Genomic DNA, 18,987 nt, shown 5'->3' with positions numbered 1-18,987 from the left:
TGCTACTTCCCCCCGTTGTGGTCAGCGAACCAGCCGGTGACCTGCGGATCGGTGTTGTGATAGACATGTTTGGACTCTTGGTACTCCGCCAGGCCGGTGGGGCCAAGCTCGCGGCCCACGCCGGACTGGCCGAAGCCGCCCCACTCCGCCTGCGGCAGGTAGGGGTGGAAGTCGTTGATCCAGATGGTGCCATGCCTCAGCTTGCGTGCCACCCGCTGGCTTTTTCCGGCATCCTGGGACCAGACCGCGCCGGCGAGTCCGTAGTCGGTGTCGTTGCCAAGCCTGATGGCCTCGGCTTCGCTGCTGAACGTCTCCACGGTGACGACCGGGCCAAAAGCCTCATCGCGCAGCACCGACATCCCGCTGGTAACCTGGTCCAAAATGGTGGGCAGGTAGTAGAAACCCTTGGCAAGGTCGCCCTCGCCCCACTTTCCGCCGCACCGCAGCCGTGCGCCTTCGGCGATGCCCTTGTCCACGTAGGCGGTGACTTTGTCCCGGTGGGCAGCGGAGATCAGCGCCCCGGTTTCAGCCTCGGGGTCGAAGGGTCCGCCGAGGCGGATCTGGCCGGCACGGCGAACGAGTTCATCCACAAAGCGCTCCGCGATCGATTCTTCAACGATCAGGCGGGCACCGGCAGAGCAGACCTGGCCGGAATGCACAAAAGCGGCGTTCAGGGCGTTGTCCAGCGCTGCGTCGAAATCGGCGTCGGCAAAAATAATGTTCGGGTTCTTGCCGCCGAGTTCGAGCGCTACCTTTTTTACCGTCGCGGCCGCCGAAGCAGCAATGGTCTTGCCTGTTTCCAAACCGCCGGTAAAGGAGACCATGTCCACATCCGGGCTTCCGGTCAGGACCGGTCCGACGACGCCGCCCGCTCCAAGGACCAGGTTCGCGACACCGTTTGGGAGTCCCAGTTCGTCCAGGACGTCCACCATCAGAATGGCGGTGTGCGGCGTTAGTTCGCTCGGCTTGAGGATGAAGCTGCAACCGGCGGCCAGCGCTGGCGCAATCTTCCACGCTGCCTGCAGGAGCGGGTAGTTCCACGGAGCGATCAAGGCGCACACACCCACCGGCTCGTACTCGATCCGGCTGATCACCGAGCTGGTGCCGGCGTCGACTACCCGGCCGGAGTCCTGCCCGGAGAGCTTGCCGAAGTATTCGAAGCAGTTGGCGATGTCGTCGATGTCGATTTCACTTTCCACCAGGCGTTTGCCGGTGTCCAGTGTTTCGGCGCGGGCAAATTCTGCCTTCCGCTCACGCAGCCGGGCGGCGACACGGAGCAGGAACGACCCGCGCTCCAGCGCCGAGGTACCAGCCCATTCGCCGCCGTCGAACGACTTCCGCGCGGACGCGATCGCCCGGACCGCGTCCGCAGCAGCAGCTTCGGACACAACGCCGACGACTTCGCCGTCCGCCGGGCACCGGATCTCCCGGGTGTCACCGTCGGCTGCTGCCGTCCACGTACCGTCGATGAATAGCGTTTCCGCGCTCATTTGTTTTCCTCCTGGGGTTCGAAATCGGCTTCCCAATTATCTTTTGCTGCGTGTTCCTCGATCAGGACCGTATTGCCGGGCTCGGCACGGTTTGAATGGAGGAACTGCAGATGTTGCTCGTAGTGGTCCAGCACATCGGTGATGACCTGCTCTTTGGTGTAACCCATCAGGTCGTACCCGTGGCTGCCTTCCAGGGCAAAGACTTCCATCCGGTAGTAGTGGTCGCCGGAGCCGGTGCTGCGGGTGGCGTAGGACGGCGTCTCGTACTGCACCGGGTAGACCTGGTACTTGAAGGCCCGCTCGTCGCCCATAGCAACCGCCAGGTCCACACTGTTGATCCTGATCGTGTCGACCTCCGTCACGGAGACCTCGGCCCCGGCACCCTGGGAGACAAGCTCGGCACTGACTTCGCGCAGGGCCGGGAGGGCCACTGTCTCCACGAAGCGGTTGGCCTGCCGTCGTCCCGGGTAGCTCATGGCCCGGGTCAGCCGCTGGCGCCAGTTCAGACCGTCGCGGTGTTCGACGCCGGCCCGGCCGGCAATCATGCCGGGCAGGCTGGCCCGGAAACTGTCCGTCAGGGATGCTTCCACACGCAGGGCCTTGAACAGCCCCAGCATAATGAACACCAGCAGCAGCGACAGTGGCAGTCCCATAATGATGGTGGCGTTCTGCAACGTGGTCACACCTCCGACCATCAGCATGGCCAGGGTCAGCAGGCCGGTGACAACTGCCCAGAAGACGCGCATCCACTTGGGACCGTCGGAGTCGGCGTCCTTGAGGTGTGAGGTGAAGTTGGACATCACCAGTGCGCCGGAGTCCGCGGAAGTCACATAGAAGAGCAGCCCGGTGAAGGTGGCCACCGCCGCGCTGATAGGCACTGCCGGGAATTCGGCGAGCAGGCTGTAGAAGCCCCGTTCCGGGTTGTTCATCGCGATCTCGCCGAACGCGGCATTACCGCCCATGATGAGGTCCAGGCTGGAGTTTCCGAAGATGGAGATCCACAGCAGAATAAACAGGAACGGCACGGTCATGGTGCCCACGACGAACTGGCGGATCGTGCGCCCGCGCGAGATCCGGGCGAGGAAGAGTCCCACAAACGGCGCCCAGGCGATCCACCAGGCCCAGAAGAACAAGGTCCAGGCGTTCAGCCAGTCCGTGGGGCGGTCGTAGGCGAAGGTATCCAGGGTCATGCCCGGGAAACGGCTGATCACGTCGCCGATGTTCTGCACGATGCCGTCCATCAGGAAACTCGTTTTGCCGGTGACCAGCACAAAGAGCATCAGGCCGACGGCGAGGATCACGTTCAGCTCTGACATCCGTCGGATGCCCTTCTCCACACCGGAAACCACGGATACCGTCGCCATCACCACGGACAGGGCTATCAGGCCGATCTGGACGCCGAGGTTTTCCGGGACACCGAACATAAAGGTGAGGCCGTAGTTGAGCTGGACCACGCCGATCCCCAGCGAGGTCGCGATGCCGAAGATCGTACCCAACAGCGCTGCGATGTCCACTGCATGGCCGATGGGACCCTCGATCTTCTTTCCGAAGATCGGGTACAGGGCTGACCGGATGCTCAGCGGGAGGTTGTGCCGGTAGGCAAAGTAGCCCAGCGCCAAACCCATTAGTGCGTAGAGGGCCCAGCCGGTGATGCCGTAGTGGAACAAGGTCCAGACCAGGGCCTGTCGGGCGGCATCAGCGGTACTGCCTTCACCCGTTGGCGGTGCAAGGTACTGGCTGACCGGCTCGGAGACCGAGAAAAACATCAGGTCGATACCGATCCCGGCGGCAAAGAGCATCGCGGCCCAGGTAAACATTCCGAACTGGGGCTTGGAATGATCAGGCCCCAACTTGGTTTTGCCCACCTTGGACATTGCGATGATCACAACAAACACCACAGCGGCGGTGACGATCAGGAAGTAGTACCACCCCATATTGGTCGATACCCACCCGACCAACGAGCCGATCACGGCTTCGGCGTTGTCCTTGGCAAGGATGGCCCAGAGTGCAATGGCAAGAACGCCAATGGCGGAACCAAAAAATACTGTTTTGTTGACCCGGGTCCGGCGTTCCGGAGGGGTGGCGCTGGCGGCGCCGGGCGGAGGATTTTCAGGAGTCCCGGACAAGTCCGTACTCGGCGGTGCTGGCTGGCTCATTGGGGGCCCATTTCAGTTTTCACGCTGCGGTGCGGACGCAGATTCCGCAGCTGTTACTGGTACCGGCGGGGCCTTGCTGGCGTGCGAGACCCGGACGGCGTGCGTCCGGCTGGGTGTCTTTTCGAGTTGTGCGCGGCTTTCGACGCTATCAAGTCACCAACACTCTCCCCCAAACAAGTGAGCCCGGTCACTGTCTCATAGCACACTATCCCATCGGCGAATTCTGAGCTCCCCGCGGGCAAGGCGGCCGGGCAGCGGCTCCGGGCGGGGCGGCGGACGAGACCGGTGAACGTGAGCCAGGGGGCGCCACCGTCGCGCTGTGCGTCCGCTGTCGCGGTGGCCGTTGCGGTGGCGGCCAATCGTGCAGATGACGACGGCGGGGCTGCTGCGGACGCGGCCGGCTCCCCCAAGGAACCGGCCGCGGCGCCGCACTTCACTCCATCAACGATTCTGTCACGAATATGACAAATCTGTCACGCTTCGTGCTTCGCCGTCCGCCGTCGGTATCCTGTGAACCATGGATGAGAACGCGCAAGGCCCGCACGACACCCACCGCCGGCTGTTCCTGGACAAGGCCGATCCGGCCGCCTGGCGCGCGCTCAACGGACTCGGGCTCAAGGCCAAGGAGTCGGCCGACGCGGCTGGACTGGAGCGCGGGCTCATTGAGTTGCTCAACGTCCGCGTCTCACAGATCAATGGCTGCGCTTTTTGCCTCGACCTGCACGTCCGCGATGCCTTGGCCAATGGCGAATCCTCGCAACGCATCGCCGTCCTTCCGGCGTGGCGCGATACCGGGATCTTCAACGACAAAGAACGCGCCGCCCTGGCCCTCGCCGAAACCATTACGAACATTTCCGACGCCGGGACCCGTGAGCAGGCCGGCGCAGCGGCCCGGAAACACCTGTCCGACGATGAATTCGCCGCCGTCAGCTGGCTCGCGATCACGATGAATGCCTTCAACCGCGTCTCCATCGTCAGCGGCCACCCGGTGAGGCCCGCATCCGACTAACGTGCGGTGGCTAAGCCGCCGCGGCCGGCCCGAGCGCGTCCGGCCCGGCCGCGGTTAGACCGGGTAAATCGCGACGGCGGCGGCCTTGATCACAAAGTAGGCCACGGCCCCCGGGACCAGGCCCAGGTCCGCCGAGGCCGCCGGGGTGATGTCCGCGGCGAGCCCGCCGGCACGGACCCGGATCTGGTCCCCGTGCGGTTCGAGTTCAGTGACCACCACCGGAAACGCGTTTCGCGGGCTGCCGTGCGGTAGCTCCGGAAAGACCGAAACTGCCGACGGGGCGAATGCAGCCACCCCGGCGCTGCCGGCGCCGCGGCCGCCGACACGGCCGGCGTCGTCAGTCCCGCCGTCTTCGGCGTCATCATGTTGGCCTGCGATTTCCAGCCCCTCGGGCGTCCGCAGGCCCGCCGCCGTGATCGTGCCGGCGAGCAGGTTCAGCCCGCTGAGGCCGGCCGCGAAGCTGCTGCGCGGACGCTGGAGCACCGCGCGGGTGGGCCCGTCCTCGCTGACCCTGCCATCCTCCAGGACGATCACGCGGTCCGCGAGGATCAGGGCGTCCAGGACGTCGTGGGTGACGATGATGGCCCGGCGCCCGGCCAGCACACGCTTGAGGAGCCGCCGCAGCAGTGGTGCGGCGTGAATATCCAGGGCCGCCATCGGTTCGTCCATTAACAGCAGCTCCGGCCCGGCCGCCAGCGCCCTGGCCACGGCGACCCGTTGGGCCTGCCCGCCAGAGAGCTGCCCGGGGCGACGGTCGGCGAGCTCGGCGGCCCCCACTTCCTGCAGCCAGTGCCGCGCCGTTCTTCTGGCCTGCCCCGGCGAAGCGCCTGCACTGCGGGGGCCGAAAGCGACGTTGTCCAGGGCACTCAAGTGCGGAAACAGCAGGGCGTCCTGCGCCAGCAGGGCGGTCCCCCGGCGGTGCGGTGCCGTCCAGACCGAGGCCTTGGCGTCGAGGTCAAAAAGTTGCTGCCCGCCGAGGGAGGCGCTGCCAGTATCCGGGCGGAGCAGGCCGGCGATCACGGCCAGCAGCGTGGATTTACCGGCGCCGTTGGGACCGAGAATCGCCACAGTTTCCCCTGCCCCAACGCTGAGCGAGACCTTGAAATCCCGGGCAGCCACCGTTGCCTCAAGCCGGAAGGTCACCGTGCAGTCCCCGCCGGAGTCTGGACGGCGCGGGGACGCCGGTATGAGAGCCCGACGACGATCACGGCCACCGCAACGAGGACCATGGACAGGGCAACGGCGGCGTCGGCGTCGGTTTCCCGCTGCAGGTAGATTTCCAGCGGCAGGGTGCGGGTGACGCCCTGCAGGCTGCCGGCGAACGTCAGGGTGGCACCGAACTCGCCCAGACTTCGGGCGAAGGACAGCACCGCTCCGGAGGCAAGTCCGGGCAGCACCAGCGGCATGGTGACGCGGCGCAGGACGGTACCGGGGCTGGCGCCCAGGGTGGCAGCGACCGCCTCGTACCTGGTTCCGGCGCTGCGCAGTGCACCTTCCAGGCTGACTACCAGGAAGGGCAGCGCCACAAACGTCTGGGCCAGAATCACGGCCGCAGTGGAAAAGGCGATCTGGATCCCGGCGAGCTCCAGGCTCCTTCCCAAAAGACCCTGGCGGCCGAAGGTGTAGAGCAGCGCAATCCCGCCTACCACCGGCGGTAGCACCAAGGGCAGCAGCACAAAGGCGCGGAGCAGGCGCTGGCCGGGAAAATCGCCCCGCGCCAGGACCAGCGCCAGCGGGACACCGAAGACAATGCACAGGGCAGTGCTCGCGGCTGCGGTCCGCAGGCTTAACCCCAGCGCCGTCAGCGATGCCTCGGAGGTAACCAAGGGGATGAACTGAGCCCAGTTAACCCGGGCAGCCATGGCCGCGAGGGGCAAGAGGACCAACAGGGCACCCGCCGCCGCGGCGGCAAAAATCCATGCGGGCATCCCGCTGAAGCCGGACGGCTGCCGCACTGCGCTTCCCCGGCCTGCAGGGCGGGCACCGGCAGGGCTGGTGGGGCGGGCCATCACGGCTGCGGGGCCCCGAAGCCGGCGTCGGCGAGGACCTTCTGGCCTTCGACGCCGGTCACAAAGGCAATGAATTCGGCCGCCAGTTCCTGGTTCCGACTCGCAGCAACGGTAGCTACCGGATAGGTATTGACCGCTTCCCGGGCGGCGGCAAAATCGATGCCCTGCACCTTGCCCCCCGCCGCCCTGACGTCGGTAACGTACACCAGCCCGGCGTCAGCCTGGCCCGAGCTGACCTTGCCCAGCACATCGGTGACGGACGATTCCTCGCTGACCGGCCGCAGCGCCACGCCGGCGACCCTTTCAACCGTCTTCGCGGCGGCGCCGCACGGAACCTGGGCGGCGCAGATGACCAGCTTCACGCCGGGCCGGGCGAGATCCTCCAAGGAATCGACGGCCGCCGGATTCGACGGCGGCACGGCGATGGTGAGGATGTTGCTGGCGAAGTTCCGGGAAGCCCCGGCCAGAAGCGATGCGTCGGCAAGTTTGGCCATGTTAGCGGTGTCCGCGGAGGCGAAAACATCCGCTGGCGCACCCTGGCTGATCTGGGTGGCGAGGTCGGACGAACCGGCGAAGCTGAGTCTGACGGCGGTGCCGGGATGGCTGGCCTCGAAGTCGGCAGCAAGTGAGGTAAACGTTGGCTTCAGGGATGCCGCGGCGAAGACGGTCAGGGTCCTGTTCGCGTCCCCGCCGGACCCTGACCCGGCAGCGGCGCAGCCCGAAAGGCCGGCCGCCAGCACCCCGGCCGTGATCACCGCAACGGCATACCGCAGGACAACAGTCCGCCGTGCCGCCAGGCCCGGAGTCGGGCCCCGCCTCATACGGCGCCCTTACCGCGCGGCGTCTCCAGGATCACCGTGGTGGCCTTCACAACGGCAGTGGCGACAGAGCCAAGTTCCAGCCCCAGTTCGTGCACAGCTTCGCTGCTCATCAGCGAAACCACGCGGAACGGCCCGCACTGCAGTTCCACCTGGGCCATAACGGTGTCGGCGGTGATTGCTGTGACGAGGCCAACGAAGCGGTTGCGGGCCGAGCTGCCCGCTCTGGCCGGGTCATCGGGAAGCTGGGCCTGCTCCCGGGCGAGCCGCGCGAGTTCCAGCCCGTCCACGGCGTGGCGCCCGGCGTCGTCCTTGTGCGGGGTCAGGCTTCCGTTTTCGGTCCAGCGCCGGATGGTGTCATCACTGACACCCAGCAGCCGGGCCGCCTCGGAAACGCGAATATTAGGCATAGGGCTACTCTAGCCCGCGTTTGCGGATCTTCAGTTGGTATTTGGGCGCAAAATCGAAAACCCAGACTGACGCCCGGCAGGTTCTTCGAAGCCGGGCCCCATAGCTTGGGCGCTGTTGTTGGGCCTAAAATCTTTGCGAGGGGTGGAGCCTCGGTCGTCCAAGGAGCAGCGCCATGAAATGGGTCAGGCCGGAGAACCCGGACTACGACGAAACACGCAAACTTTTCAACGCGATGATCGATCGGCGCCAGGCCGTCATCGCCCAATGTGCGGACCCGGGCGAGGTGGCCGAGGCTTTGCAGTACGCCAAGGACAACAGCCTGGCCGTTGCCGTCCGGGCTGGCATTCCGTTGCCGGTATGTCAACCAATGACGACGGTTTGGTAGTCGACGTCCGGCCGATGAGGTCAATCTCGGTGGACCCGGACAACAAGACGGTGACGGTGGGAGCCGGCGTGACGTGGGGAGAGTTCGACCGGGCCACGCAGGAACACGGCCTCGCCTGCACCGGCGGGCGGGCTTCCACCACCGGCGTCGCGGGATTCACACTGGGCGGCGGTTCGGGGTGGCTCGAGCGCTCCTACGGCTTCGCCTGCGACAACCTGCTTTCCGTCAAGCTCGTGACAGCCTCCGCAGAGCGGGTGACTGCCAGCGCCCAGGAGAACCCCGAGCTGTTCTGGGCCCTCCACGGCGGCGGAGGCAATTTCGGCATCGCCACCGAGTTCACGTTCCGCCTGCACCACCTTGGTCCTGGGGTTCAGGCGGGCCTGATGCTCTGGCCCGGCGATGCCTCGACCGAGATCAGCCGCGCCTACCGCGAACTTTGCCTTGCCGCCCCCGACGCCGTGGGCACTGCCCTGGTGTTCCTGACGGCACCGCCGGAACCGTTCGTTCCAGCCGGGATGGTGGGGAAACAAGGAGTCGGGATCGCCTATCTTTATGCGGGAGACCCCGCTGACGGTGCTGAACACGCTGCGCCGTTCCGGGAGTTGGGCCCGGCAGTGGATCTGGTCAGCGAAATGAACTATGCCGATTTCCAGTGCATGATCGACGACCCGCCAAACCTGTACAACTACTGGAGCGCCGATTACCACAACGAGTTGCCGGACACCGCCCTGGACGTGCTCGTGGAGTCAGCGCAGAACCTGCCCGGCCCCCACTCCCAACTTCTGGTTGCCAGCTGGGGCGGGGCGGTGGCGGGGCCGGCGGCTGCCCAGACACCGCTGCAGAACCGCAACGCCAGGTGGGTCTCGCACCCGTTCGGGCTGGAGGAAACACCGGAAGGCGGCCAGGTGGCCAAGGCCTGGGTGAAGAAGTTCCGCCAGGACATCTCCCCCTATGCCACGGGCGGCGTCTGGCTGAACTTCGTCGGCGACGAAGGCCAGGACCGGGTCCGGGCAGCCTTCGGCGAGGAGAACTACAACCGGCTGGCCCAGGTGAAACTGGAGTTCGATCCGGAGAACACGTTTCGCGGCAACCAGAACATCCGGCCCGCCGCTACCTGATTGCCCGGCCGGTCCCCCGGCCTGCACCCTCCGGCTGTGAGACGGTTGGTAAGTAAGATGACCATCCGAGAGTGGGAGAGAAAAACAGCATGGGCAGTCCGGAACAGACAACCCCCTGGAGCGACAGCCTGGGCCGCGCCAGCATCAGGACCGCACAGGTCCTCCTGCTGCTGGTCCTTTCAGTGGTGGTGGTCTATGCCCTGATCCAGGTGCGCCTCGTGGTGATTCCCGCGCTGCTGGCCCTGATCCTCGCCGCCGCGATCGCACCCTTCGTCCACTGGCTGCGCCGCCGGGGCTGGCCCAGCACCGCCGCCACCACAGTCTCGTTCCTGGCGCTCCTGATCGCGTTCGGCGCTGTCATCACGGGCATCGTGGTCGCCGTCGTCAGCCAGGCCGACCAACTGGCCAGCAAGGCCACGGAGGGCTTCGACCGGGTTCACGCATTTATTCGTACGGGTCCGATCCCGGTTGATGACCAGCAGATCCAGCAGGCGCGGGACGCCGTCGTCGATTTCGCCACCAGCAGCACCGTGGGCGCGGGCGCCATTTCCGGGCTCAGTGCGGCCGGCAACGTCATCACCGGGGCCCTCCTGATGGCTGTCATCCTGTTCTTTTTCCTCAAAGACGGCCAGAGCATCTGGGCCTTTGTGCTGCGGGCGTTCAAGGGCCCGAACCTGGTGAAGGCACGCCGTGCCGGGGAGCGAAGCCTGAACGTGCTCGGCGGCTACGTGCGCGGAACATCCATAGTGGCCCTGGTCGACGCCTTTTTTATTGGCCTGGCTCTGGTAATAATGGGCGTTCCGCTCGCGCTGCCGCTGGCCGCACTGACCTTCATTGGCGCCTTTATCCCGCTGATCGGCGCTACCCTTGCCGGCACGCTCGCGGCCCTTGTCGCGCTGGTTGCCAACGGCCCGGTCGCGGCCCTGATCGTTATCATCGTTGTGATCGCAGTCAACCAGCTGGAGGGGAACTTCCTGCAGCCCGTGGTGATGGGCCAGGCCCTCAGCGTCCATGCCCTGGTGATTCTGCTGGCCCTAACGGCCGGCACCATCCTCGCCGGCATCATCGGCGCGATCCTTGCCGTCCCCTTGGTGGCTGTGGCCTGGGCCGCGATCAAGGCCTGGAATTCCGGAGACGACATTACCCCCGAGGCCATTGCAGCGGCCGAACACGAAACCCGACTGAACGAAAGGGGCGACGGCGTGCGGTCCAAGCCTAGGCGTGGGCGGGGCCGGCAGAACGACGGGTCGGACGCTGCCGCCGCCGATGTCCCACAGGACTGACCGGCGGCCGGATTAGACTTCCGTCATGGCCATCTACCTCGATCCGCCGCTCTGGCCTGCACACGGAACGCACTTCTCGCATCTGGTCTCGGACGCCTCGCTGGCGGAACTGCACGACTTTGCTGCGGCCGCGGGCATTCCGGAGAGGGCGTTCGACGGTGACCACTACGACGTCGCCGAGGCCCGCTACAGCTCCCTAGTGGCGGCCGGAGCCATCCCGGTGGAGGGGCGGATCCTGGTCCGGAGGCTGATCGCCAGCGGGCTGCGGATCCCGGCCCGGCGGCGCAGCGGCTCACTCAAGCTGCCCCTGCTGACCCGGTGGAACGGGACCCTCCCCGGCCACGACGCCCTGTTCCTGGACCTGCTGGATCGCTGGGGCGAGGAGCACCGGAAGTATCACGGCCGCACGCACCTCCTGGCGGTCCTTGAGGCGTTGGACCTCCTCACCGGGCCTGCGGAGCCGCCCCGGACCGTGTTGCTCGCCGCCTGGTTCCACGACGCGATTTACCGGGGGGTCGCCGGCCAGGACGAGGAGGAGTCGGCCCGGCTCGCCGAGGACCGTCTGGCCCATGCCGGCCTTCGTCCGGCTGAGGTGGAGGAAGTTGGCCGGCTGGTAAGGATGACTGCGGACCACCGGCCGGAGCCCGGCGATGACGATGCAGCACTGCTCAGCGACGCCGACCTCTCGGTGCTGGGCGGAACCCCGGCAGCCTATGCCCGGTATCTGGCCGCCGTCCGGGAGGACTTTGCGCACATCGGCGACGACGACTTCGCCGCCGGACGCGCCGGCGTCGTCCGCCACCTCCTGCAGCTGGACCCGCTGTTCCACACCCGACGCGGCAGGGAACTGTGGCTGGAGCCTGCACGGCGAAACCTCAAGGGCGAGACACAGCCCTAGCAAAAACCCGCTGGCCAGGCCCCAGCCGCGGCGTCCGGATGCGTTCAGGTGCCGCGGCGGAGGTGTCCGGCGAGTCGGTCGAAGGACTGACGCCAGCCGACGCCTTGAGCGTCTCTGTTGTCGATACTGTCGAAAGGTCCCTGGAAGAACGTCATCCTGGTGCCGCCGTCGATCTCCTCCAGCTGGAACGTCACCTCGGTCTCGAAGCCTCGGGTTCCGTCCGCACGGTCCCAGGCATGGGTGAAGACGAAGAGATGGGGCGGTTCGATGTCTGTGTGGACGCCGCTCCACCAGTGTTGCTCGCCGGTGCTGTCCTGGATCATGCAGGCCCGGTAGAGGCCGCCGATTTCCAGATCCGCATCGATGCTGTCCCGTGGAGTGTGGAATCCCCGCGGCCCCCACCATTCCGCAGCTTGGTCCGGGTCCGTCAAGGCGGACCACACCCGGGCAATGGGCGTCTGGAATTCGCGGGTGACCACCAGCATCAGGTCCTCTGCTGCAGCCGGGGCGGTTCCCTGCCCGGACCTGGCCGGACCTGCGCTGACGTGCTCGGACATCTCGGGACTCCTGCTCTGAAAGGGACTAGCGGTAGGCCTTGCTGTAGCCCGTCGCAAAGGGCCTGTCACTTGGGACGACCTGTTTGCCAAGCGGCATCAGCGAGACCGGAATCAGCTTGAGGTTGGCGATGGCAAGCGGGATGCCCACGATGGTGGCGGCCATTGCAATGGCGGTGACCACGTGGCCAATGGCAATCCAGATACCGGCGACGAAGAGCCAGATGACATTCCCCAGCAGCGAAAACACGCCCGTTCCACCGGGGCGGTCCACCACGGTTCGTCCGAAGGGCCACAGCGCATAGTTCGCGATCCGGAACGACGCCAGCCCCCACGGGATGGTCACTATCAGCAGGCAGCAGACGATACCGGCCGCGAAGTAGCCAAGCGAAAGCCAGAGGCCGCCGAAGAGCAGCCAGATGATGTTCAGCAGTGTCTTCATGGCTCCATTCTCCCCCGCCGGAGCCCATTCCGGCCTAGGGGTTCACCCTGAGAAATTCCTGAAATCCCCCGGGCCGCCCCGGCACGGCGCCCGGCGCTTTGCGAACGCACGGAAGGGCATAATACTGGGACCATGCCTGCACTCCTGAAGCTTGCCCTGATCGCGCCCGGGAGACGCAGATGACAACCATCGGAGACCTTCTTGGTCCCATTCTCGAAGTCATGACGTGGGTGGGTTTCGTCCTGGGCCTGCCGCTTCTGGTGTGGGGCTGGATTCGTCGCCGGCGCCGGTGCCAGTGGACCGGGACCACCGGGACAGTTATCAGCGCGGGCGGATTCACCGGCTACAGCTGGACGGACCACTACGACGCCGGCCACCGGTCCCTGCTGCCGGCGGCCGAGTCGGGCGGCCTGGTGGTGGGCACCGACGTCGAGCTGTTCTACGACGTGTGCCACCCCTCGCGCTGGGGGCTGACCCCGCCAAAGCACGACAATGCGGCCTGGACCCTCGGCTGGATCCTCACCGGGGTGGGGATCCTGTCCACGGTCGGCGGCTTTGTGCTGCTGCTCTTCTGAATCCTGCGGAACCGGCCGGCTAGGCCTGCTTGACCATTGCGGCTTCGACATTGATCTTGACCTTGTCACTGACCAGCAGGCCGCCGGTTTCGAGCGCGGCGTTCCAGGTTAGGCCGAATTCCTTGCGGCTGATGTCCGCTTCCGCGCTGAACCCGGCACGGGTGGCGCCGAATGGGTCCACGGCAACTCCGGTGAACTCGACTTCCAAATCCACCGGCCGGGTAACGTCCCGGATGGTGAGGTCACCGGTCAGCACGTAATCCTCGCCGTCGCCCCTGATGCCCTGGGCGCGGAACGTCATCTCCGGATACTTTTCGACGTCGAAGAAATCGGCTCCGCGGACGTGCGCGTCGCGGTTTGCGTCACCGGAATCAAAGCTGGCGGTCTTGATGCTGGCATGCAGGCTGGAGTCCGGCAGGGACTCACCGACACGGGCCTCCGCCGTCGCCTCATTGAAGCGGCCCCGGACCTTGCTGATGCCGGCGTGGCGGACGCTGAAGCCGACTTCGCTGTGGGACATGTCCAGTGTCCAGACGCCTTGGCTCAATCCTTCGGGCAGTGTCACAACGGTCTCCTTCGCGGCTGGCGGGCCGGGCCCGCCGGATCATCGGGGTACTCCCCCAAGGAGCCATGCTAGCCACGCCAACGCGGCGCGGCTAGCCTCTCGGAACCCGGCCGGCTACGACGCCGGCTGCGGCGCCCAGCCGATCGCCGGTGCGATGTGCCGGACGACGGTGCCCAGCAGCTTGGCGTTGAAGTCCACACCAAGCTGGTTGGGGACGGTGAGCAACAGGGTGTCCGCGGCCTGGACGGCGGCATCGGCGGCGAGTTCCCCGGCAATGGCGTCGGGCGCGCCAACGAAGCTCCTGCCAAACCGGGCCACGAGCCCGTCGATCACCCCGACCTGGTCGCGTTTCTCCCGCAGGGCGCTGAGGCCGAAGTACCGCCGGTCCTCATCGTCGACGATCGGCAGGACGCTGCGGCTGACCGATACACGCGGTTCGTGTGGATGGCCGGCGTCGGCCCAGGCCTGGCGGAACATGCTGATCTGCTCGGCCTGGAGCTGGTCGAAGGGCACGCCGGTGTCCTCCGTGAGCAGTGTGGAACTCATCAGGTTCATGCCCTGCTCCGCAGTCCAGACGGCGGTGGCGCGCGAGCCGGCGCCCCACCAGATCCGCCCGCCGAGGCCGGCGGAATGAGGCTGGACGGGCAGCAGCCCGGATCCGCCGCCGGCGTAGCGCGGCTCGGCCTCCGCCATCCCGGCGCCCGAGATGGCGCGGCGGAACACCGCCGTGTGCCGCCGCGCCATGTCCGCATCGGTTTCGCCGTCAGCCGGCACATGGCCGAACGCCGCGGCGCCGTCACGGGCGGGTTCGGGTGAACCGCGGCTGATTCCCAACTGCAGCCGCCCACCGCTGATCAGGTCCGTGGCGGCGGCCTCCTCGGCCATGTACAGCGGGTTCTCGTAGCGCATGTCAATCACGCCGGTGCCCATTTCGATCCGGCTGGTCCGGGCGGCGACAGCGGCCAGCAGCGGGAACGGGGACGCCTGCTGCCGGGCGAAGTGGTGCACCCGGAAGTACGCGCCGTCCACGCCCAGTTCCTCCGCGGCAACGGCCAGTTCGATGCCCTGCAGCAGGGCGTCGCGGGCGGTCCGGGTGCGGGAGCCCTCGCCGGGGCCCCAGTGTCCGAAGGACAAAAATCCGATGCGCTTCATGTCAGGGGCAACACGGTGCGGACCGGCGGCATTCCTGCGGCAGCGGTCAGGGCTTCGCCGCCGTCACGAAGTCCCGGATTTTGGCCAGGTCCTTCGCCCCGCGGGAAGATTCGACGCCGGAGGAGACGTCCACCCCCCAGGCATCTGCCTGCGAGGCCGCGCCGGCGACGTTGGCGGGATCCAGCCCGCCGGCCAGGAGCCAGTTGCGCCCGGCCAGCCCCTTGGCGCGGACCGAGGCGTAGTCCCAAGCCTCGCCGGAGCCGGGGACGGCGGCGTCGATCAGGAGCAGGTCCTCGCCCCAGTCCGCGAACGCCTCCGCCGCGGCGGACATGGTGACGGCCCGGATCAACTTGAGTCCGGCGTCGTGCACGGTGCGCACGTCTGCCGGGGTGCGGTCGCCGTGGAGCTGGACCCAGTCCAGCCCGGCTGCCTGGGCTGCGGCGACGGCGTCCGCCACGGTTTCGTGCCGGAAAACACCGACGGCGGGGAGCCCGGCCGGGACGTGGGCCAGGAGTTCCCGCGCCTGCGCCGGTGTCACTTCCCTGGGGCTGCGGGTCAGGACAAAACCGACGGCGTCCGCGCCGGCTTGCACCGCGGTCCTCACCGACTCCGGGGTGCTGAGCCCGCATACCTTGACGAACATTCGGCTCCTTCTGCAGTGTGCCTGAGTTTTCTGCCTCTGACGTTACCAAGACCGCACGGGCGGCGGAGCCTCGCTAAGGTGAAGGGATGGAGATCATCCGTTATGCCGAGTTGAAAGCCCACCCCTGGCCCAACGGCGGCGGGGTGACCCGCGAAGTGGCGCGCCGTCCTTCGTCCGGCGTTCCGCAGGACAACGCCGCAGGTGCCGGCTGGGACTGGCGGGTCAGCATCGCCGAGGTAGCCAAGGCGGGCGAGTTCTCGGCGTTCACCGGCATGGACCGCGTTCTGACCGTAATCGAGGGGGAGCTGTTGCTCCTGACCGTCGACGGCGCCGAACACCCGCTGGAGAAATACCGCCCCTTCCGGTTCTCCGGCGACGCCGCCGCGGCCGGGGCACTGCCAACGGGCGACATCCGCGACCTGAACGTCATCACCCGCCGGGGAGCCTTCAAGGGCTTCACCTCCATCATCGAACTCTCCAAAAAACGGGCACACCCGGTGTTCGAGGGCCAGCTGGGCATCCTGCTCCAAGGCCAGGCGGCCGTCGCGCCCGGTGGCCCAGCCGACGCCGAGCAAGTCACCGAGCCGCAGGCGCTGGACCGCTATGACGCCGTCGTGGGTTCGGACACCGCGTCCCCCGAGATCCTGGGCCGCGGCTTCCTGGCCGTGGTCTCCATCGACGCAGTCACCGACTAGCCATCCCGAACCCCGTCGGAAGAGCGTACGTTCGCCGCACCGCGGGGGCATTGCTAGGCTGGAACCAAGGCCGACTTCTTTGCGGCCTCCGGACGACGGATCAGTACCCGGCACGCGACAAGACTGGCCACAGGAGCTGTTATGGCGTGGTTAATACTCGTACTGTCCGGATCCCTGGAAGCCGTCTGGGCTGCGGCCCTGCACCGGACAACGCAGGCCTCCGGCCGCCGCCGGATTGCGCCGGCCGTGGTCTTCCTCATCTCCGTCTTGGCCAGTACCGGCGGCCTCGCGGTCGCCATGCAGTCCATCCCGACCGGCACTGCTTACGCAGTCTGGGTGGGGGTCGGTGTGGTGCTGACCTCCGCCTACGCGATGATCACCAAAGTTGAGCCAGCGACCCGGGGACGGATCCTGTTGCTCGGCGGAATCGTCGCCTGCGTCGCCGGCCTGAAGCTGGTGGTGTGACAATGGCCGCGAAACGTACGCCGAAACTGCCGGCCAAGGCGCCCACATCCACCCTGTCCTGGCTCATCCTGCTGGCCTCTGCTGTGCTGGAGGCCGTTTGGGCCACAGCCCTGGGGCAGTCCGACGGCTTCACCCGTCCGCTGCCCACCCTCGTGTTCGCGTTGAGCGCGACCCTGAGCATGGTGGGGTTGGGGCTGGCGGTGAAAAGCATCCCGCTCGGTACGGCCTATGCCGTCTGGGTGGGGATCGGCGCGGCGCTGACGGTCGGCTGGGCGATGGCCACCGGCGTCGAGCCTGCGAGCCCGCTGAAACTGCTGTTTATCGCAGGGATTGTGGGCTGCGCGGCCGGACTGAAGCTGCTGCCGGCGCCACAGCAGCCGCAATCCGCTGCCGGATCTCCCCGCGTTTGAGCCAGAACGACGGCGTGTCCCGGCGACGCGCCGTCGGACCGGCCACACAGCGTTCAAAGGGTGGGGAGACTCTGGCGCCGCCGCCCGGAATACTCTTGCCTCGAGTGCGGTTCTTGGCTGGGACGGCAATTCCGGCAGCGAAAAGGAGTCCAAAGATGAATGCAGCGACAGTCCAACTCGGCGACGGACTGGTGGTCAGCCTCCTCGGGTTTGGCGGCATGGCCCTGACTCCGGTCTACGGCGACGTGGACCCCGCCGAGGCCCTGGCCACTCTGCACCATGCAGTGGATGCCGGCGTCAGCTTCATCGACACGGCGGACATCTACGGTGCAGGCAGCAACGAGGAACTGATCAGCAGGCTCCTCAGGGAACGCCGCCATGAGGTGCAACTGGCCACCAAATTCGGACTCGTAGGGAACCCGGCAGCCGGCTACTCCGATATCCGCGGCGACGCAGCTTACGTTCGGCAGTCCGTGGACCACAGCCTCCAGCGCCTCGGCACCGACACCATCGACCTGTACTACATGCACCGCCGTGACCTCCGCGTTCCGATTGCGGAAACCGTGGAGGCCATGGCGGGGCTGGTGCAGGCCGGCAAAGTGCGGCATCTCGGCCTGTCCGAGGTGACGGCCGAGGAACTTCGTGAGGCCGTCAGTATCCACCCGATCGCTGCAGTCCAGAGCGAGTGGTCCATCTGGAGCCGCGATGTGGAACGCCACGTTGTCCCCACGGCGGCCGAACTTGGTGTGGGTTTTGTGCCCTATTCCCCGCTGGGCCGGGGATTCCTCACCGGCACCGTGGACGGCTCGAAACTGGGAACCAACGACTTCCGCCGCAAGATTCCCCGGTTCGCCGCGACGGCCCTGGACGCCAATCAGGGCGTGGTGGCCGCCGTACAGTCTGTCGCGGCCGAGCTTGCCGCTGCCGGCCAGCCCGCAACTCCTGCCCAGGTGGCTCTGGCCTGGCTGCTCACGCAGGGCCGAAAGCTTGGACTGCCGGTGGTCCCCATCCCCGGCACCCGCAGGGCGGCGCGGATCGACGAAAACCTCGGCGCGCTGACGCTCGACTTCACCGCAGCCCACCTCGAGAAACTCGACGCCGCCGCGGACGCCGTCGTCGGCTCCCGCTCGGCGGACCCCAGCTGGGTGTCCGAGGGCCGCGAATAGCCGATCCGTAGACTAACCCCATGGACACGCTTATTCACTCGTTACGGGACATCACCATCCGCCGGATTTCGGTCAGCGAGATGGACAACAACGTATATCTGCTCACCAGCAAGGACTCCGGCGCGCAGCTCCTGATCGATGCGGCCGATGATCTGGCTGCCATCCAGGGCCTACTCACCGACGCCGCCGCGGATACCTCCGCCACGCCGAAGCTGGCGCTGATTGCCACCACCCACCAGCACTGGGACCACGTCCGAGCGCTCCCGGGCCTGGTAGCGGCCACCGGCGCCAAGACGGCCGCCGGGACGGATGACGCCGCCGCACTCCCCGTTCCGGTGGACGTGCCGCTCGATCACGGGAACATCGGGAACTTCGACGGCTTTGATGTGACAGCGGTGCACCTGCGCGGGCACACCCCCGGTTCGATCGCGCTGGTCTACCAGGATCCGGACGGTCCGGCGCACATCTTCTCCGGAGATTCGCTGTTCCCCGGCGGGGTAGGCAACACTCAGAAGGATCCCGTCCGGTTCGCCCAGCTGATCGACGACGTCAGCGCACGCCTGTTCGATGTGTATCCGGATGAGACCGTCGTGCACCCCGGCCACGGGAAACCCACCACCCTGGGTGCGGAACGCCCGCACCTAAAGGACTGGCGCGCCCGCGGCTGGTAAGACTTCATCGAGTGCTCCGTAACTGCCCTTTTGAATCTTCTCAACAGCAGTTACGTGGGCCCACGACCGCCG

22 protein-coding genes and 1 riboswitch are annotated in these 18,987 nt (G+C 66.9%); of the genes, 11 read left to right on the top strand and 11 right to left on the bottom strand.

Annotated features, from left to right (window positions below; all coding sequences use genetic code 11):
- Positions 1-2 precede the first annotated feature (2 nt).
- Positions 3-1,490, bottom strand: a complete 1,488-nt coding sequence (locus tag ABIB49_RS08885; RefSeq protein ID WP_282358863.1) for an aldehyde dehydrogenase family protein — start codon at positions 1,488-1,490, stop codon at positions 3-5.
- Entirely contained in the window at positions 1,487-3,646 is a 2,160-nt protein-coding gene (betT, locus tag ABIB49_RS08880) for a choline BCCT transporter BetT (protein WP_226775332.1), read from the bottom strand. The genes ABIB49_RS08885 and betT overlap by 4 nt, the downstream gene beginning before the upstream one ends.
- Before the next feature lie 517 nt (positions 3,647-4,163).
- On the opposite strand from betT, the gene ABIB49_RS08875 reads away from it, so the two are divergent.
- Positions 4,164-4,655 carry a carboxymuconolactone decarboxylase family protein gene (locus ABIB49_RS08875; protein WP_226775331.1) on the top strand — a complete coding sequence of 164 codons (492 nt, stop codon included), beginning with the start codon at positions 4,164-4,166 and terminating at the stop codon, positions 4,653-4,655.
- A 54-nt stretch (positions 4,656-4,709) separates the two neighbouring features.
- Here the strand turns inward: ABIB49_RS08875 and ABIB49_RS08870 are convergent, their stop codons facing one another.
- The 4 genes from ABIB49_RS08870 to ABIB49_RS08855 all read right to left on the bottom strand — a co-directional run bounded on the left by ABIB49_RS08870 (position 4,710) and on the right by ABIB49_RS08855 (position 7,892).
- Complete coding sequence (locus tag ABIB49_RS08870) at positions 4,710-5,798, bottom strand: sulfate/molybdate ABC transporter ATP-binding protein (protein WP_282358867.1); 1,089 nt, start codon at positions 5,796-5,798, stop codon at positions 4,710-4,712.
- Positions 5,795-6,583: an ABC transporter permease gene (locus tag ABIB49_RS08865; RefSeq protein WP_226775329.1), complete on the bottom strand. Its 789-nt coding sequence runs from the start codon at positions 6,581-6,583 to the stop codon at positions 5,795-5,797. Before ABIB49_RS08865 ends, ABIB49_RS08870 begins: the two co-directional genes overlap by 4 nt.
- An 80-nt stretch (positions 6,584-6,663) precedes the next feature.
- Complete coding sequence (gene modA / locus ABIB49_RS08860; RefSeq protein ID WP_354156952.1) at positions 6,664-7,485, bottom strand: molybdate ABC transporter substrate-binding protein; 822 nt, start codon at positions 7,483-7,485, stop codon at positions 6,664-6,666.
- Complete coding sequence (locus ABIB49_RS08855; protein ID WP_226775327.1) at positions 7,482-7,892, bottom strand: TOBE domain-containing protein; 411 nt, start codon at positions 7,890-7,892, stop codon at positions 7,482-7,484. The genes modA and ABIB49_RS08855 overlap by 4 nt, the downstream gene beginning before the upstream one ends.
- A 173-nt stretch (positions 7,893-8,065) precedes the next feature.
- On the opposite strand from ABIB49_RS08855, the gene ABIB49_RS08850 reads away from it, so the two are divergent.
- The 4 genes from ABIB49_RS08850 to ABIB49_RS08835 all read left to right on the top strand — a co-directional run bounded on the left by ABIB49_RS08850 (position 8,066) and on the right by ABIB49_RS08835 (position 11,577).
- Complete coding sequence (locus ABIB49_RS08850; protein ID WP_354156951.1) at positions 8,066-8,278, top strand: hypothetical protein; 213 nt, start codon at positions 8,066-8,068, stop codon at positions 8,276-8,278.
- Entirely contained in the window at positions 8,251-9,396 is a 1,146-nt protein-coding gene (locus tag ABIB49_RS08845) for an FAD-binding oxidoreductase (protein WP_354156950.1), read from the top strand. The genes ABIB49_RS08850 and ABIB49_RS08845 overlap by 28 nt, the downstream gene beginning before the upstream one ends.
- An 89-nt stretch (positions 9,397-9,485) precedes the next feature.
- On the top strand, positions 9,486-10,679 hold the full coding sequence (locus ABIB49_RS08840; RefSeq protein ID WP_226775325.1) for an AI-2E family transporter: 1,194 nt from the start codon (positions 9,486-9,488) through the stop codon (positions 10,677-10,679).
- A 25-nt stretch (positions 10,680-10,704) separates the two neighbouring features.
- Positions 10,705-11,577 carry a DUF4031 domain-containing protein gene (locus tag ABIB49_RS08835; RefSeq protein WP_226775324.1) on the top strand — a complete coding sequence of 291 codons (873 nt, stop codon included), beginning with the start codon at positions 10,705-10,707 and terminating at the stop codon, positions 11,575-11,577.
- 44 nt (positions 11,578-11,621) lie between these two features.
- Here ABIB49_RS08835 and ABIB49_RS08830 read toward each other — a convergent pair whose 3' ends face one another.
- Positions 11,622-12,134, bottom strand: a complete 513-nt coding sequence (locus tag ABIB49_RS08830) for an SRPBCC family protein (protein ID WP_226775323.1) — start codon at positions 12,132-12,134, stop codon at positions 11,622-11,624.
- A gap of 25 nt (positions 12,135-12,159) precedes the next feature.
- Positions 12,160-12,573, bottom strand: a complete 414-nt coding sequence (locus ABIB49_RS08825) for a YccF domain-containing protein (protein ID WP_226775322.1) — start codon at positions 12,571-12,573, stop codon at positions 12,160-12,162.
- 179 nt (positions 12,574-12,752) lie between these two features.
- Between ABIB49_RS08825 and ABIB49_RS08820 the strand changes: the two genes are divergently transcribed.
- Positions 12,753-13,148, top strand: a complete 396-nt coding sequence (locus ABIB49_RS08820; protein ID WP_226775321.1) for a hypothetical protein — start codon at positions 12,753-12,755, stop codon at positions 13,146-13,148.
- Between the two features lie 19 nt (positions 13,149-13,167).
- Here ABIB49_RS08820 and ABIB49_RS08815 read toward each other — a convergent pair whose 3' ends face one another.
- The 3 genes from ABIB49_RS08815 to ABIB49_RS08805 form a co-directional block, all read right to left on the bottom strand.
- On the bottom strand, positions 13,168-13,713 hold the full coding sequence (locus ABIB49_RS08815; protein WP_226775320.1) for a YceI family protein: 546 nt from the start codon (positions 13,711-13,713) through the stop codon (positions 13,168-13,170).
- Between the two features lie 114 nt (positions 13,714-13,827).
- On the bottom strand, positions 13,828-14,865 hold the full coding sequence (locus tag ABIB49_RS08810) for an LLM class flavin-dependent oxidoreductase (protein WP_253031891.1): 1,038 nt from the start codon (positions 14,863-14,865) through the stop codon (positions 13,828-13,830).
- 46 nt (positions 14,866-14,911) lie between these two features.
- Positions 14,912-15,508, bottom strand: a complete 597-nt coding sequence (locus ABIB49_RS08805) for a phosphoribosylanthranilate isomerase (RefSeq protein WP_226775311.1) — start codon at positions 15,506-15,508, stop codon at positions 14,912-14,914.
- 86 nt (positions 15,509-15,594) lie between these two features.
- On the opposite strand from ABIB49_RS08805, the gene ABIB49_RS08800 reads away from it, so the two are divergent.
- The 5 genes from ABIB49_RS08800 (at position 15,595) to ABIB49_RS08780 (ending at position 18,915) form a co-directional block, all read left to right on the top strand.
- Positions 15,595-16,203: a HutD/Ves family protein gene (locus ABIB49_RS08800; protein ID WP_226775310.1), complete on the top strand. Its 609-nt coding sequence runs from the start codon at positions 15,595-15,597 to the stop codon at positions 16,201-16,203.
- A gap of 63 nt (positions 16,204-16,266) precedes the next feature.
- Positions 16,267-16,335, top strand: a riboswitch (guanidine-III (ykkC-III) riboswitch).
- Positions 16,336-16,344: 9 nt separating this feature from the next.
- A complete protein-coding gene (locus ABIB49_RS08795) occupies positions 16,345-16,668 on the top strand; it encodes a DMT family transporter (protein ID WP_226775309.1) in 324 nt (107 codons plus the stop codon).
- Between the two features lie 2 nt (positions 16,669-16,670).
- On the top strand, positions 16,671-17,078 hold the full coding sequence (locus ABIB49_RS08790) for a DMT family transporter (protein WP_226775308.1): 408 nt from the start codon (positions 16,671-16,673) through the stop codon (positions 17,076-17,078).
- A 155-nt stretch (positions 17,079-17,233) separates the two neighbouring features.
- Positions 17,234-18,244, top strand: a complete 1,011-nt coding sequence (locus ABIB49_RS08785) for an aldo/keto reductase (protein WP_282468040.1) — start codon at positions 17,234-17,236, stop codon at positions 18,242-18,244.
- Positions 18,245-18,264: 20 nt separating this feature from the next.
- Positions 18,265-18,915 (top strand): MBL fold metallo-hydrolase, encoded by a 651-nt coding sequence (locus tag ABIB49_RS08780; protein WP_226775305.1) that lies wholly within the window; start codon positions 18,265-18,267, stop codon positions 18,913-18,915.
- Positions 18,916-18,987: the final 72 nt, after the last annotated feature.

Source organism: Arthrobacter sp. UYCu512 (genome assembly GCF_040547075.1).
Lineage (GTDB): Bacteria > Actinomycetota > Actinomycetes > Actinomycetales > Micrococcaceae > Arthrobacter.
Note: the sequence above shows the minus strand (reverse complement) of the source record. Positions and strands in the feature narration are given on the sequence as shown.